Below are 13,856 nucleotides of genomic sequence, written 5' to 3'. Positions count from 1 at the left end.
CGTCACGCACCTGGAGGCACACAGCGATGTCGGTCCCGCAGCTCAACGACGAGCACCGCGGTGAGGAGATCCTCACCGTCCTCGACACCGCCTTCGGCGAACTCCTGGCCGCCGACCCGGCCGCGTTCCGGGTGAAGTTCCGGAAGATGGCGGCCTCGGCGTTCGCCTTCTACCGCGGGACGGCGTGCCTCTTCTACCACGACCTGGCCGCAGGGAACGCCGGGCCGGACGGCGGGGCGACGTACGGCGGGCCGTACCTGGACGAGCGCACCTCGCGCGTGTGGATCCACGGCGATCTCCACGCGGAGAACTTCGGCACCTACATGGACTCCAACGGCCGCCTGGTCTTCAACGTCAACGACTTCGACGAGGCCTACGTCGGCCCGTTCACCTGGGACCTCAAGCGCTTCGCGGCCTCCGTGGCGCTGATCGGCTACGCCAAGGCGCTCAGCGACGAGCAGATCGGCGAACTGGTCGCCGTCTACGCGACGGCCTACCGGGAGCGCGTCCACGCGCTGGCCACCGGTGCGAAGAGCGACGAGGTGCCGCCGTTCACCCTGGACACCGCCCAGGGCCCGCTGCTCGACGCGCTGCGCGACGCCCGCTCGCTGACCCGCTTCGGCCTGCTGGACTCGATGACCGAGATCCGCGACTTCGAGCGCCGCTTCGCCCCCGGTGGCGGGGCGGTGGAGCTGGACGCCGCCACCCGCTACAAGGTGCTCGCGGCCTTCGACGGCTACCTGGAGACGCTGCCGGACGCCTCGCTGGCGCGCCCGGACTCCTACCGCGTGAAGGACGTCGTGGGCCGCCGCGGCATCGGCATCGGCTCGGCAGGGCTGCCGTCGTACAACATCCTCCTCGAGGGTCACAGCGACGCCCTGGAGAACGATGTCGTGATCTACATCAAGCAGGCCCAGACCCCGGCCGTCTCGCGGCACATCACCGACCAGGCCATCCGGGGCTACTTCCAGCACGAGGGGCACCGCACGGTGATCTCCCAGCGCGCCCTCCAGGCGCACGCCGACCCGTGGCTCGGCTGGACCGAGCTGGACGGCTCGGGCCAGCTGGTTGCCGAGGTCTCGCCGTACGCCGTGGACCTGGACTGGAGCGACATCGACGACCCGGAGGAGATCGCCCTGGTCGTCGCCGACCTCGGCCGGGCCACGGCGACGATGCACGCCGCGGCGGACGACACCTCCGGCGAGTCCCTGGTCCCGTTCTCCACGGAGCGCGCCATCGACGCGGCGATCGCCGCCGACGAGGACTCCCTGGTCCCGCTCCTGGTCGACTTCGCCCACGGCTACGGCGCCCGCGCACGCGCCGACCACCAGACCTTCCTGGACCTCTTCCGCAACGGCAGGATTCCAGGGCTGTGACCGTCCGCCCTTTCACAGGGACCCTTCAGGGATCCCTCACCGGAGCACGTGGCACACTCGTTCCCGCCATGGACATATCCGGAACCCAGCTCAGAGCCGTCCGCGCGGCGCTGTTCACGGCCGTCGTCGTGACGCTCAGCGCCGCGTCGCACGTGCTGCTGTCCGGGGCTCCGCTGCCGTTGAACACGGTGGCCGCGATCGCCGCCGCCGTGTTCCTCCTGGCGTACGCCCTGGCGGGGCGTGAGCGTTCCTTCGGGCGGATCGCCGCCCTGCTGATCCCGCTGGAGCTGGCCGCCGACACGGTCTTCACCACGGGCCAGCACGTCTGCTACGGCCGGATGGGCGGGCCCGTGGCGGGCCCGCTGCGCTCCGTCGGCTTCGACGTGCTGTGCGGCGACGGCACCAGCGTGGGCGCACCGCTCGCCCGGGTGACCTCCCCCGCCGCCGGGGGTGGTGACCGGCTGGCGGCCCTGCTGGCCGAGGCCGACCCGGCCACCGCCTGGATGCTGCTCGGGGCGCACATCGGGGTCGGCCTGTTCGCCGCCGCCTGGCTGCGCCGCGGCGAGCGGGCGCTGGCCCGGTCGCTGAGCGCGCTCGCCGCGGCGGCTTCGACGGCGGTCCGCCCGCTGCTGCTGGCGGTCGCGGCGGTGACCGTGCGCCGGGCCCCCGGGACCCTCCGTCCCGGCCACCCGGTCCTGCGCACCGCCATCGCCCGGACCCTGCTCCTCGCGCACTCCCTGGGACGGCGCGGACCGCCGTGCTCCGTCGCCGCCCACGCCTGAGACCGGCGGCCCGACCCCGAGCACCAGCAGTCCCCCATACGTATCCCGCACACGACCGTGTGCGTCCCCCGTGGAGACATCACCATGAGCAAGCGGAACAGCCAGGCGGCGAAGACGGCGGCCCGGGAGCGGCTGCGCCAGGAGCGCGAGCGCCAGGCGAAGAAGGCGAAGGCCAAGCGGCAGATCGTGGTCGCCCTGTCGGTCGTCGGCGTCCTGGCCGCGGCCGGCGGCATCGGCTACGCGGTCGTCCAGGCCAACAAGCCCAGCGCCTGGGAGGCCGCGAAGGACGCCAAGCTCGTCAAGCCGGCCAACACCAGCGGCGAGAACGGCACGACCGTCGTCATCGGCAAGCCCGACGCGAAGAAGACCCTCGAACTGTACGAGGACCCGCGCTGCCCGGTCTGCGCCACGTTCGAGCAGGCGGTCGGCGGGACCGTCGAGAAGGACGTCGAGGACGGCAAGTACAAGGTCCGCTTCATAGGCGCCTCGTTCCTCGACCGCGGCCTGTCCGGCGAGGGCTCCAAGAACGCCCTGAGCGCTCTCGGCGCCGCACTGGACGTCAGCCCCGACGCGTTCCTCGCCTACAAGAGCGCCCTCTACTCGGCCGAGTACCACCCCGAGGAGTCGGACGACAAGTTCGCGGACGACTCGTACCTGATCAAGGTCGCCAACACGGTCGACGCCCTGAAGAACAACAAGGAGTTCCAGGCGGACGTGAACGACGGCACCTTCGACCGGTGGGCTCTTGAGATGTCCGACACGTTCGACGACAGCGACGTCAAGGGCACCCCGACGCTGAAGATGGACGGCAAGAAGATCACCGGATCCGACGGGCAGAACGCGCCGATGACGGTGGCCGAGTTCAACACGGCGGTCGACAAGGCCCTCAAGGGCTGAGTTCCGGCCGGACGACGGCGTGCTGAAGAGCGGGCGAACTTTTCCGAGTTCGCCCGCTCTAGCGTGTACCTGTCAGTAGCCTGTCCGGCTGTGACCAGTCGACACAGATCATCCGAGAACGCCGCCTCCGCCACCGCGGACGCCGACTCCCTCGCCCCGCGCCGCCGTACGGTCGTCAAGGCGGCCGCCGCCACCGCGGCGCTCGCCGGACCGCTCGCCGCCGCGCTGCCCGCCCGGGCGGCCGGGCAGGCCCCCGCCTTCCTGCACGGCGTCGCCTCCGGCGATCCGCTGCCGGACGGCATCCTGCTGTGGACCCGGGTGACACCGGTGCCTCAGGCGGTACCCGGCTCCGGGCTCGGGCCCGACACCGAGGTGAGCTGGACCGTCGCCCGGGACAGGGCGTTCACCGACGTCGTCGCGAAGGGCTCGACCCTCGCCACCGCCGCCTCCGACCACACCGTCAAGGCGGACATCCGCGGCCTGCGGCCGGCCACCGACTACTGGTTCCGCTTCTCCGCCGGCGGCACCGACTCCCCCGTCGCCCGCACCCGCACCGCGCCGGCCGCCGACGCCGCCGTGGGCGGGCTGCGCTTCGGCGTGGTGTCCTGCTCCAACTGGGAGGCCGGGCACTTCTCCGCGTACCGCCATCTCGCGGCCCGGAGCGATCTTGACGCCTGGCTGCACCTGGGCGACTACATCTACGAGTACGGCACCGGCGAGTACGGCACCCGCGACACCGTCGTCCGCCCGCACGCGCCCGCCCACGAGATCGTCACCCTCGCCGACTACCGCGTCCGCCACGCGACGTACAAGACGGACCCCGACCTCCAGGCCCTGCACGCCAAGGCGCCGGTCATCGCCATCTGGGACGACCACGAGATCGCCAACGACACCTGGTCGGGCGGCGCCGGGAACCACACCGAGGGCACGGAGGGCACCTGGGCCGCCCGTCAGGCCGCCGCCAAGCGTGCCTACTTCGAGTGGATGCCGGTACGTCCCGCGCTGGCCGGCACCACCTACCGCCGGCTGCGCTTCGGCAAGCTCGCCGATCTGTCCCTGCTGGACCTGCGCTCGTTCCGCTCCCAGCAGGTCACCACCGGCGACGGCGACGTCGACGACCCGGACCGCACGCTCACCGGGCGCGCCCAGCTGGACTGGCTCAAGGCGGGCCTGGCCGCCTCCGACACCACCTGGCGGCTGGTCGGCACCTCGGTGATGATCTCGCCGTTCTCGGTGGGGTCCCTCCCGGCGAGCGTGCTGAAGCCGCTCGCGAAGCTGCTGGGCCTGCCGCAGGAGGGCCTCGCCCTCAACACCGACCAGTGGGACGGCTACACCGACGACCGCCGGGAACTCCTCGCCCATCTGCGGGCGAACGCCATCCGCAACACGGTCTTCCTCACCGGTGACATCCACATGGCGTGGGCCAACGACGTACCGGTGGACGCCGGTACCTATCCGCTGTCGGCCTCGGCCGCCACGGAGTTCGTCGTCACCTCGGTGACCTCGGACAACCTCGACGACATCGTCAAGGTCCCCGAGGGAACCGTCACCGCGCTCGCCTCCCCGCTGATCCGGGCCGCCAACCGGCACGTCCACTGGGTCGACACCGACCGCCACGGCTACGGCGTGCTGGACATCACCGCCGAGCGGGCGCAGATGGACTACTACGTGCTCTCCAGCCGCACGGAGGCGGACGCCACGGCGAAGTGGGCCCGCTCCTACCGGACCCGCAGCGGCACGCAGAAGGCCGAGCGCACCTACGACCCGGTGTAACCCTCACCCTCAGGGGCGATTTTCAGCCATCTCCGCCCGTGCGACGCGCGGCTGATAACCGATCAGGTTCGCCTACGGCGGGTGGTGCGGACGGTGAACCGAATCCGGACACACCACCCGCCCGGTGACCGAAACGATGACGTCGCGTTCTCAAACACCGGCCGCTGTAACGTTTCGGCGCTCGCCGCTTTCCCTGTTGCCCCTGTTTGACGGGTCAACGATTGGGCTTGATCGCTCCTCTTGGCGCCTGATCATGTCCACGTAATCTCCCGGCGGCGGCCAGGAAGATCCCTGGCCCGGACCCCACCGCATCCGCCAGGAGCCCCCATGCGCCCGCTCGCCCGGATATCGTCCCTGTCGCACAGACGCCTGCTCGGTACGGCCGTCGTGGCCGGAACCCTGATGCTCACCCCGTTGTCCGCGCCCACCACGGTGGCCGCGGCCGGCACCCAGGCCGCCGAGTGCGCCGACGACACCTCCGCCACGGCACGCAAGGCCCGTCCCGGTGACGACGGGCACGCCGCCGAGCCGAACGAGGTCAGCCAGACCCGCGCCAAGGCCATGGACGCCGACCTGCGCGCCAAGCTGGACAAGCTGCGCACCGACGGCCGCGTCAGCGCGGCCGCCGCATCGGCGACCGTACCGGTCTACTTCCACGTCATCCACGACGGGGAGGCGGGCAAGCTCAGCTCCGCACAGATCACCGCCCAGATGGACGTCCTGAACGCGGCCTACGCCGGCCAGGGCACGGGCAACACCGACTCGGGCTTCCAGTTCACGCTGGCCGGCACCGACTACACCGACAACGCCGCCTGGTACACCGTCGGTCACGGCTCGCCGGAGGAGAAGGCGATGAAGACCGCCCTGCACCAGGGCGGCGCGAACGCGCTCAACTTCTACACCGCCAACATCGGCGACGGTCTCCTCGGCTGGGCCACCTTCCCCAGCTCCTACCAATCCAGCCCGGAGATGGACGGCGTCGTCGTCCTGAACTCCTCGCTGCCCGGCGGCTCGGCAGCGAACTACGACGAGGGCGACACCGCCACCCACGAGGTCGGCCACTGGATGGGGCTGTACCACACCTTCCAGGGCGGCTGCAACGGCAACGGCGACTACGTCGAGGACACCCCGGCGGAGAAGAGCCCCGCCTACCAGTGCCCCGAGGGCAGCGACTCCTGCACCCGCAAGGCGGGCGTCGACCCGATCCACAACTTCATGGACTACACGTACGACGCTTGCATGTACCAGTTCACGGCGGGTCAGGTGACGCGCATGCAGGAGAGCTGGCTCGCCTACCGCGCCGGCTGATCCCCTTCGAGCGAGGCGAGGAAGCCGAGTGCCACCCGCCAGGTGGCCTCGGCGGCCTCCTCGTCGTAGTCCGGAAGGCCGGGGTCGGTGTACAGGTGGCCGGCGCCCGCGTACCGGTACACCTCGACGTCGGCACCCGCCCGGCCCATCCGCAGGTACCAGGCGGTGAGCCAGTCGTCGGTCTCGAACGGGTCGGGCTCGGCGACGTGCAACTGCACCGGCAGCTCGTCCGCCGAGGTGTTCTCCGCGATGTCCGACGTGCCGTGCAGGAGCAGCAGCCCGCGCGCCCGGTCGTCACCGAGGGCCAGTGTCTGGGCCACGGAGGCGCCGAAGGAGAACCCCGCGTACACCAGACCGCGTTCGGAGTAGGGCGCGGCGGCGAGCACGGCCCGCTTCAGCAGCTCGTCCTTGCCGACCTCCTCCTTGTACGCCATGCCCTCCTCGGCCGTGTCGAACGTGCGGCCCCCGAAGAGGTCGGGCGTCCACACCTCGTGTCCGGCCGCACGCAGCCGGTCCGCGGCCCGGGCCACCGCGGGCCGCGGACCGTAGGTCGAGTGAAAGAGCATGATGTTCATGCGGACCATGGTGCCAGCCGGGTCTGACGGCCCCGGACCGCGGCACTACCCGCGATCCGGCGGAAGTCACATGTTCATGCCCCCGCGCGGCCGGTTAGGTTCGGGGACATGGATGACGTGCTCCGCCCACTGATCGTGGTCGGCGGCTCGGTCGTGCTCACGCTGCTGCTCGGCTGGGCCACCGACCTGCTGCTGCGCAAGGCCGACGAACGCCACCCCGAGACTCCGCTGTGGGGCCTGCTGCGCCGCGGCCGTGTCCCCTACCAGCTGCTGGTCTGCGCCGCGCTGCTCAGAGGGTCGTACGACGAGGCCCGGCTCTGGCCGGACCACCAGGTCGCCATCGGCAGGACACTGTCGCTGGTGCTCATCGGGTCGGCGGCCTGGCTGGCGATCCGTGTCGCGGCCGCGGTCGTGGAGACCTCGTACACGCGCTACGCCAGCACCCACCGCGAGCGCGACCCCGCCCGGGTCCGCCGGGTGCGCACCCAGGTGACGCTGATCCGGCGTGTGGTGTCGGCGGTCGTCGGGGTGGTGGCGGTGGCCGCGATGCTGCTGACCTTCCCCGCGATGCGCGCGGCCGGGGCCTCGCTGCTGGCCTCGGCGGGCATCCTCGGCATCGTCGCCGGTGTGGCCGCCCAGTCCACCCTGGGCAACATGTTCGCCGGGCTGCAGATCGCCTTCGGTGACATGGTCCGCATCGGCGACACGGTGATCGTGGACGGTGAGTGGGGCACGGTCGAGGAGATCACACTGACCTTCCTGACCGTACGCACCTGGGACGAGCGCCGGATCACCATGCCGGTGTCGTACTTCACCTCCAAGCCGTTCGAGAACTGGTCGCGCGGGACCCCGCAGATGACGGGCACCGTCTTCTGGCACCTCGACCACTCGGCCCCGCTGGACGCGATGCGCGACAAGCTCCGGGACATCCTGAGGGAGTGCCCGGCCTGGGACGGCCGCGCCTACAACCTGACCGTGACGGACAGCACGCCCAGCACCATGGAGGTGCGGGCCCTGGCCACGGCCAAGGACGCGGACGACATCTGGACGGTACGGGTCACGGTCCGCGAGCAGATGATCCGCTGGCTGACCGACGAGCACCCCTACGCACTGCCCCGGGTGAACACGGCCGACGCGGTCCTGCGTACCGGCCTCAACGGGCACCGCTCCCCCGACGGGGTGCCGGCTGCCCGCCGTCTGCACCACCACCCGAGGGAGCGCTGACCGGCCCTCAGTGACCGCGTTCCGCACCGCCGTTGACCTGGACGATCTGCGAGGTGATGTGTCCGGCGCCCGGGGAGGCGAGCCAGTGCAGGGTCGCCGCGACGTCCCCGGGTGTCCCCGGCCGCTTGTCCGACGTCTCGGCGATCAGCCGGGCCCGCCGCTCCTCGTCCGGACCGTCGCCGAAGAACGCGGTGTCCTCGATGTAGCCGGGGGCCACCACGTTCACGGTGATGCCGTGCGGCCCCAGCCGCCGGGCCAGGTCGTGCGCGTACGGGTGCAGCGACGCCTTGGCCGCCGCGTACGACACCCGTCCGGAGCCGCGGTAGGCGGCGATGGAGCTCAGGAAGAGCACCCGCCCGCCGGGTTCGGCGAGCCGTTCCCGCAGGGCCTCCGTGAGCAGCACGGCGGTCAGCACATTGAGCCGGAAGTTGACCGTCCAGTCGCGGGCGACCGCGTCGAGCGGGTCGTCGGCGCCCACGGACGGTTCGAGCAGCCCGTTGCCCCCGGCACAGTGGATCAGTACGTCCACCGCCCCGAACTCGCGGCCCACGAAGCCGGCCACGCCCCGTACTGCCTCCGGGTCGGCCAGGTCCGCGGCGTGGGTCAGGGCGCCCGGCACCGCCGCCCGTTCCAGCACGTCCCCGCGCCGCCCGAGCAGCAGCACCTGGTCCCCGTCGGCGGCGAACACCCGCGCGGTGGCCAGTCCGATGCCGGTACCGCCCCCGCTGATCACAACGTTCCGAGTCATCCCCCGACCCTACGAACAGAAAGCCGCCGCCGCCGGTAACCCAGCGGCGCTCACCGCAGACTGCGCACGTCCAGATGGCGCAGTACCCGGTCCACCACCTCCGGATCGGCGCCCTGTTCGCTGCGGGCCGTCAGCACCTCGTGCCGGGCCGCGCTCAGCATCTCCCCCTCGATCCGCCGCACCCGTTTCAGCCGCCGGGCCCGCTGCCGGTACGCCTCCCGCCGTTCGTCCTCCGCGAGGTCCGGGCTGATCCGCACCCCGATGTCGAACGACCTGCGCAGCATCTGCTCGGACAGCTCCTCAGGGAGGTCCTCGACCTGCTCGATCTCCCGCAGCCTCCGTTTCGCCGCCCTGGCCGCCCGGACGGCCAGGCGCCGCTCGAACTCCTTCTCACGGCCGGAGTCGCCGCGCACGCCGAGCCGGTTCACCAGCCACGGCAGGGTCAGTCCCTGCACCAGCAGCGTGGCGAGCACCACGCCGAACGCGATGAACACGATCTCGCCCCGGGCGGGGAAGGCGTCCCCCGCGTCCGTCTCCAGGGGGATGGCGAGGGCCAGCGCGACGGAGGCCACCCCGCGCATCCCCGACCACCACATCACCACGGTCTCGCGCCAGCTCACCGGGATGTCCTCGCCGACGTCGCGCGCCGTGTGCAGCCGTTTCGTGACCCAGGTCGCCGGCAGCAGCCACGCCAGCCGGACCAGGACGACGACGGCCACGACCACCCCCGCCCAGGTGAGCAGCTCACCCCAGTGGCCGGCGGCGGTCTCGACCGCGTTGTGCAGTTCGAGACCGACCAGTCCGAAGGCGACACCGGTGACGAGCGTGTCCACGATGTCCCAGAACGTGTGCCCGGCGAGCCGGACCATGACGTCGTCGGCGTCGGTGGCGTACTCCACGAGGAACAGCGCGGTGACGAGCACCCCGAGGACGCCCGACCCGTGCAGTTCCTCCGCCAGGACGTAGGAGGCGAACGGCACCAGCAGGGTCAGGGCGACCTGCAGGGCGGGGTCCCCGAGCAGGCCCATCAGCTTGTCGGTGCCCCAGCCGAGCACGAGTCCGACCGCGATCGCCACCACCGCCGACAGCACCAGGTCGAGACCGGCCCGCCAGGGCGAGAAGGTCCCGCTCACGGCGGCGGCGACGGCCACGTGGTAGAGGACGATGGCCGTGACGTCGTTGAACAGCCCCTCGCCCTCCAGGATCGACACCAGCCGGCGTGGCAGCCCCAGCTTCCCGGCGACGGCGGTCGCGGCGACCGGGTCGGGCGGCGCGACCAGGGCGCCGAGGGCGACGGCGGCGGCCAGCGGCAGCCCCGGCACGACCGCGTGGGCGACGACGGCCACGCACAGGGTGGTGACGAAGACGAGGGCCACGGCCAGCAGGAGGATCGGCCTGACGTTCGCCGCGAACTGGCGCCAGGACGTCCGGCGCACGGCCGCGTAGAGCAGGGGCGGCAGCAGCAGCGGCAGGATGAGGTCCGGCGGGACGTCGACGTTCGGGACGAACTCCAGCAGCGCCAGAACGATCCCGAGGACCGTCATCAGCACCGGTGCCGGCAGCCGCAGCCGCTCCCCCACGGGGACGCTCACCACCGCCCCGAGCAGCAGGGCGAACAGCAGGGCCAACTGATCCACGGTCAGTGCTCCCGGGTGGTCGGTGATCGGTCAGCGGACCTCCACCCTGCCACGCCGACGCCCCCACCAGGACGTTCGCGGAGCGTGCTACAGCACGCGGCGCATGGCCCGGTGCGGCATGCCCGCGTCCGGGAACTCGGGCCCGTAGGCCTCGTATCCCAGCCGCTCGTAGAAACCGAGGGCGTGGGTCTGCGCGTGCAGGTCGACGGCGGTGAGCCCACGGTCGCGGGCGGCGTCCTCGACTGCCCGCACCAGCGCCGCGCCGACACCGAGGCCGCGTGCCTCGCGTGTCACCGCGAGCCGCCCCAGGGAGCCGACCGCCGGGTCGCCGCCGTTCCTCGCCGCGGCTGCGGCGCCGTGCAGCAGCCGTCCGGTGCCGAGCGGTGTGCCGTCCTCCCGGACCGCCAGCACGTGCACCGCGCCGGCGTCGTGGGCGTCGTACTCGATGTCCTCGGGAACGCCCTGCTCGGCGACGAAGACGTCCTTGCGCACGGCGAAGCAGGCCTCGCGGTCGGCGGGCCCCTCCGCCACACGGACGACGTACGGCAGGCTCACGCGTAGGTCTCCTCGCGGACCTGGTCCAGCGCCTGCTGCAGGTCCTCGGGGTAGTCGCAGCCGAACTCCACCCACTGCCCGTCGCCGGGGTGCTCGAAGCCGAGGCGCACCGCGTGCAGCCACTGGCGGGCCAGCCGGAGCCGCTTGGCGAGCGTGGGGTCGGCGCCGTAGGTGAGGTCGCCGACGCAGGGGTGCCGGTGGGCGGCCATGTGGACGCGGATCTGGTGCGTGCGGCCGGTCTCCAGCTTGACGTCGAGCAGGGAGGCGGCGCGGAAGGCCTCGATGAGGTCGTAGTGCGTGACGGACGGCTTGCCGTCGGCGGTGACCGCCCACTTGTAGTCGTGCTGCGGGTGACGGCCGATGGGGGCGTCGATGGTGCCGCTGGTGGGGTCGGGGTGGCCCTGGACGAGCGTGTGGTACCGCTTGTCGACCGTGCGCTCCTTGAACTGGCGCTTCAGCGACGTGTAGGCGTACTCCGACTTGGCGACCACCATCAGGCCGGAGGTGCCCACGTCGAGGCGGTGCACGATGCCCTGGCGCTCGGCGGCGCCGGAGGTCGAGATGCGGTACCCGGCGGCTGCCAGACCGCCGATCACGGTGGGGCCGGTCCAGCCGGGCGAGGGGTGCGCGGCGACGCCGACGGGCTTGACGATCACGACCACGTCGTCGTCGTCGTGCACGATCTCCATGCCCTCGACCGGTTCGGCGACGACCTGGACCGGCGCGGGCGCCTGCGGCATCTCCACCTCGAGCCAGGCGCCGCCGCTGACCCGCTCCGACTTGCCGACCACCGACCCGTCGACCGTGACCTTCCCCGCGGCGGCGAGCTCGGCCGCCTTGGTGCGGGAGAAGCCGAACATGCGGGAGATGGCGGCGTCGACGCGCTCGCCCTCCAGGCCGTCGGGCACGGGCAGGGTGCGGATCTCGGGAATCGTGCTCACCCGTCGAGTATGCCGGACGGGGCCGGCACTCCCGTACGGGAGTGCCGGCGGCCTCAGTCCTTGTGGACGGTCCCGTCCGGGTCGAGGCCGCGGAACGACAGCAGCACGATCAGGATGCCGCCGCACACGATCGCCGAGTCCGCCAGGTTGAACACGGCGAAGTGCTTGGGCGCGATGAAGTCGACCACCGCGCCCTCGAAGACGCCCGGTGAGCGGAAGATCCGGTCGGTGAGGTTGCCGAGGGCGCCGCCGAGCAGCAGGCCGAGCGCGATCGCCCAGGGCAGGCTGTAGAGCTTGCGGGCGAGGCGGATGATCACCACGATCACCGCGGCGGCGATCACCGTGAAGATCACGGTGAAGGCCTCGCCGAAACCGAAGGCCGCGCCCGCGTTGCGGATCGCCTCGAACCTCAGCCAGTCCCCGACGATCTCGATGGGCTCGTGGTGCTCCAGCTTGGCGACCACGATCATCTTGCTGACCAGATCGAGGGCATAGGCGAAGACGGCGACGGCGAAGAGCACGGCGACCCGCCGCTTACCGCGGGACCCCTCGCTCTCCGCCGCCATCGGGTCGGTGCCGGCCCGCTCCTGCTCGTCCCGGTCCGCGTCCGGGGTGTCCGGCGTACCGATGATGCGCTCCGCCTCTGCCACGTGAGTCCCTCAGCCTAGGTACCTGACTGAGGACGAGGGTACGGCACGACCTGCGCGGCCGCCGATCAGTACCTGCGCTCCTGCTTCTGCTTGCACTCGACGCACAGCGTGGCCCGGGGGAAGGCCTGCGTCCGGGCCTTGCCGATGGGGTTGCCGCAGTTCTCGCACAGGCCGTAGGTGCCGGCGTCGAGCCGCTCGAGGGCGCGCTCGAACTGGCTGAGCATCTCGCGCGCGTTCGCGGCGAGCGCGAGTTCGTGCTCGCGCGTGATGTTCTTGGTGCCCGTGTCGGCGTCGTCGTCGCCCGCGCCGTCGCCGGAGTCCCGCATCAGGCCGGCCAGGGACTGTTCGGAGTTGGTGATCTCCTCGCGCAGCCGCAGCACCTCGGACATCAGCTCGGTCCGCGCCTCCTCGACCTCTTCGGGAGTCCAGGGCTCCTCGCCCGGACGCACCGCGAGCTCGCCCGCCTCCACCGCGCCGATCCGGGCCTTGGGTACGGCGGTCTTCGCCGCCGTGGCCGCCGTGGCCGCCGGGCCAGGGGTCTTCTTCGCACCCACCGTCGTCACTCCCGTCTGCGCCGCGGCCTCGGCCGCGCCCGCGTCATCGGCCGCGCTGTGCCCGGCCACATCCTGAGTGGACCCACTGGTCCCGGCGGCGCCCGCGCGCTCCCCACCGGAGCTCCCGCGTGCCGCGGCGGCCCCCTCACCGCCGCCCTTCCGCCCCACCGCCTTCTTCGCCGCCTTCCTGCCGGCGCCCGCCCCTGCCGACGCCCTCTTCCCCCGGGTCTCCCCAGCGGCAGCCTTACCCGCCTTCCCGGCGGACGCCTCGTCCGCCGCCGCTCCCCGGGCGGGCGCCGCCCGCGCCGTCCTCTTGACGGGAGCCTTCCCCGCCGCGTCCTTCGCCACCGCCGCCCCTCCCGCGGAGGCCTTGCCGGTGGCGGCCGGCTTCGGAGCCGCTTCCTCCGGCGCTTCCCTGACCTGCCGCACCTTCGCGGCGGGCGTCCTGGCCGGCCGCTTCTTCGCGGAGGACGTCCGGGACGCCGCCTTCTCCCCGGAGGGTGCCGCCGTGCCTGCCGCCGGCTTCCGGGCGGCAGCGGTCCTCTTCGCGGGGGCCTTCGCGGAGGGGTGCTGCGAGGGCTGCCGCTCCGCCGCGGTGCCGGCCTGTGGCGTGGCCCGCGTGCCCTTGCTCGCGCCCGAACCCCTGGTCCCACCGTCGGGAGCCGGTCCGGGCCCGCCGGACGGCGCCGGCTGCTGTGCAGCGGTCCTCTTCGCCACCATGGCCGCGGCCCCTTCACATATTGTGATCTTGCGCGCGAATCGTGCTGGGACGATAAATCGACTCGAGTCCCGCGGCAACGGGGCGCACCGCTCGATTCCCCCGCGCCACGAATGCC

Annotated in this window: 13 protein-coding genes; 6 read left to right on the top strand and 7 right to left on the bottom strand. The window is 72.2% G+C overall.

Translation table 11 applies throughout. The features are described from left to right. The first annotated feature begins 26 nt into the window (after positions 1-26). From BU52_RS23190 to BU52_RS23170, 5 genes are all read left to right on the top strand, one after another. Positions 27-1,376 (top strand): DUF2252 domain-containing protein, encoded by a 1,350-nt coding sequence (locus BU52_RS23190; RefSeq protein WP_037937580.1) that lies wholly within the window; start codon positions 27-29, stop codon positions 1,374-1,376. A gap of 68 nt (positions 1,377-1,444) precedes the next feature. After that, entirely contained in the window at positions 1,445-2,158 is a 714-nt protein-coding gene (locus tag BU52_RS23185; RefSeq protein ID WP_037937575.1) for a hypothetical protein, read from the top strand. Between the two features lie 84 nt (positions 2,159-2,242). Continuing rightward, positions 2,243-3,055, top strand: a complete 813-nt coding sequence (locus BU52_RS23180; protein ID WP_037937573.1) for a DsbA family protein — start codon at positions 2,243-2,245, stop codon at positions 3,053-3,055. 90 nt (positions 3,056-3,145) lie between these two features. Continuing rightward, the gene (locus BU52_RS23175) at positions 3,146-4,828 is read left to right on the top strand and encodes an alkaline phosphatase D family protein (protein WP_037937570.1); all 1,683 of its coding nucleotides are present in this window, start codon (positions 3,146-3,148) and stop codon (positions 4,826-4,828) included. Between the two features lie 327 nt (positions 4,829-5,155). Beyond that, on the top strand, positions 5,156-6,136 hold the full coding sequence (locus tag BU52_RS23170) for a zinc metalloprotease (RefSeq protein ID WP_051858540.1): 981 nt from the start codon (positions 5,156-5,158) through the stop codon (positions 6,134-6,136). Here BU52_RS23170 and BU52_RS23165 read toward each other — a convergent pair. Beyond that, positions 6,121-6,711, bottom strand: coding sequence for a dienelactone hydrolase family protein (locus tag BU52_RS23165; protein ID WP_037937567.1), 591 nt, complete (start codon positions 6,709-6,711; stop codon positions 6,121-6,123). The two genes, BU52_RS23170 and BU52_RS23165, sit on opposite strands and share 16 nt — an antisense overlap. 108 nt (positions 6,712-6,819) lie before the next feature. On the opposite strand from BU52_RS23165, the gene BU52_RS23160 reads away from it, so the two are divergent. Continuing rightward, entirely contained in the window at positions 6,820-7,935 is a 1,116-nt protein-coding gene (locus BU52_RS23160) for a mechanosensitive ion channel family protein (protein ID WP_037937565.1), read from the top strand. A gap of 7 nt (positions 7,936-7,942) precedes the next feature. Here the strand turns inward: BU52_RS23160 and BU52_RS23155 are convergent, their stop codons facing one another. From BU52_RS23155 to BU52_RS23130, 6 genes are all read right to left on the bottom strand, one after another. Then, positions 7,943-8,683: an SDR family NAD(P)-dependent oxidoreductase gene (locus BU52_RS23155; RefSeq protein WP_037937563.1), complete on the bottom strand. Its 741-nt coding sequence runs from the start codon at positions 8,681-8,683 to the stop codon at positions 7,943-7,945. 50 nt (positions 8,684-8,733) lie between these two features. After that, positions 8,734-10,320 carry a Na+/H+ antiporter gene (locus tag BU52_RS23150; protein ID WP_037937561.1) on the bottom strand — a complete coding sequence of 529 codons (1,587 nt, stop codon included), beginning with the start codon at positions 10,318-10,320 and terminating at the stop codon, positions 8,734-8,736. An 87-nt stretch (positions 10,321-10,407) separates the two neighbouring features. Then, on the bottom strand, positions 10,408-10,875 hold the full coding sequence (locus BU52_RS23145) for a GNAT family N-acetyltransferase (protein ID WP_037937559.1): 468 nt from the start codon (positions 10,873-10,875) through the stop codon (positions 10,408-10,410). Next, complete coding sequence (locus BU52_RS23140; protein ID WP_037937556.1) at positions 10,872-11,816, bottom strand: RluA family pseudouridine synthase; 945 nt, start codon at positions 11,814-11,816, stop codon at positions 10,872-10,874. The genes BU52_RS23145 and BU52_RS23140 overlap by 4 nt, the downstream gene beginning before the upstream one ends. 53 nt (positions 11,817-11,869) lie before the next feature. Further along, positions 11,870-12,466 (bottom strand): signal peptidase II, encoded by a 597-nt coding sequence (lspA, locus tag BU52_RS23135; protein WP_037937555.1) that lies wholly within the window; start codon positions 12,464-12,466, stop codon positions 11,870-11,872. A gap of 65 nt (positions 12,467-12,531) precedes the next feature. Beyond that, a complete protein-coding gene (locus tag BU52_RS23130; protein ID WP_037937552.1) occupies positions 12,532-13,740 on the bottom strand; it encodes a TraR/DksA family transcriptional regulator in 1,209 nt (402 codons plus the stop codon). Positions 13,741-13,856: the final 116 nt, after the last annotated feature.

It is taken from the genome of Streptomyces toyocaensis (assembly GCF_000725125.1).
GTDB classification, from domain to species: Bacteria; Actinomycetota; Actinomycetes; order Streptomycetales; family Streptomycetaceae; genus Streptomyces; species Streptomyces toyocaensis.
Note: the sequence above shows the minus strand (reverse complement) of the source record. Positions and strands in the feature narration are given on the sequence as shown.

Coding starts and splice junctions, on each gene's coding strand:
- BU52_RS23190 (WP_037937580.1), top strand. CDS start 27: ATGTCGGTCCCGCAGCTCAACGACGAGCACCGCGGTGAGGAGATCCTC.
- BU52_RS23185 (WP_037937575.1), top strand. CDS start 1,445: ATGGACATATCCGGAACCCAGCTCAGAGCCGTCCGCGCGGCGCTGTTC.
- BU52_RS23180 (WP_037937573.1), top strand. CDS start 2,243: ATGAGCAAGCGGAACAGCCAGGCGGCGAAGACGGCGGCCCGGGAGCGG.
- BU52_RS23170 (WP_051858540.1), top strand. CDS start 5,156: ATGCGCCCGCTCGCCCGGATATCGTCCCTGTCGCACAGACGCCTGCTC.
- BU52_RS23165 (WP_037937567.1), bottom strand. CDS start 6,711: ATGAACATCATGCTCTTTCACTCGACCTACGGTCCGCGGCCCGCGGTG.
- BU52_RS23160 (WP_037937565.1), top strand. CDS start 6,820: ATGGATGACGTGCTCCGCCCACTGATCGTGGTCGGCGGCTCGGTCGTG.
- BU52_RS23155 (WP_037937563.1), bottom strand. CDS start 8,683: ATGACTCGGAACGTTGTGATCAGCGGGGGCGGTACCGGCATCGGACTG.
- BU52_RS23130 (WP_037937552.1), bottom strand. CDS start 13,740: ATGGTGGCGAAGAGGACCGCTGCACAGCAGCCGGCGCCGTCCGGCGGG.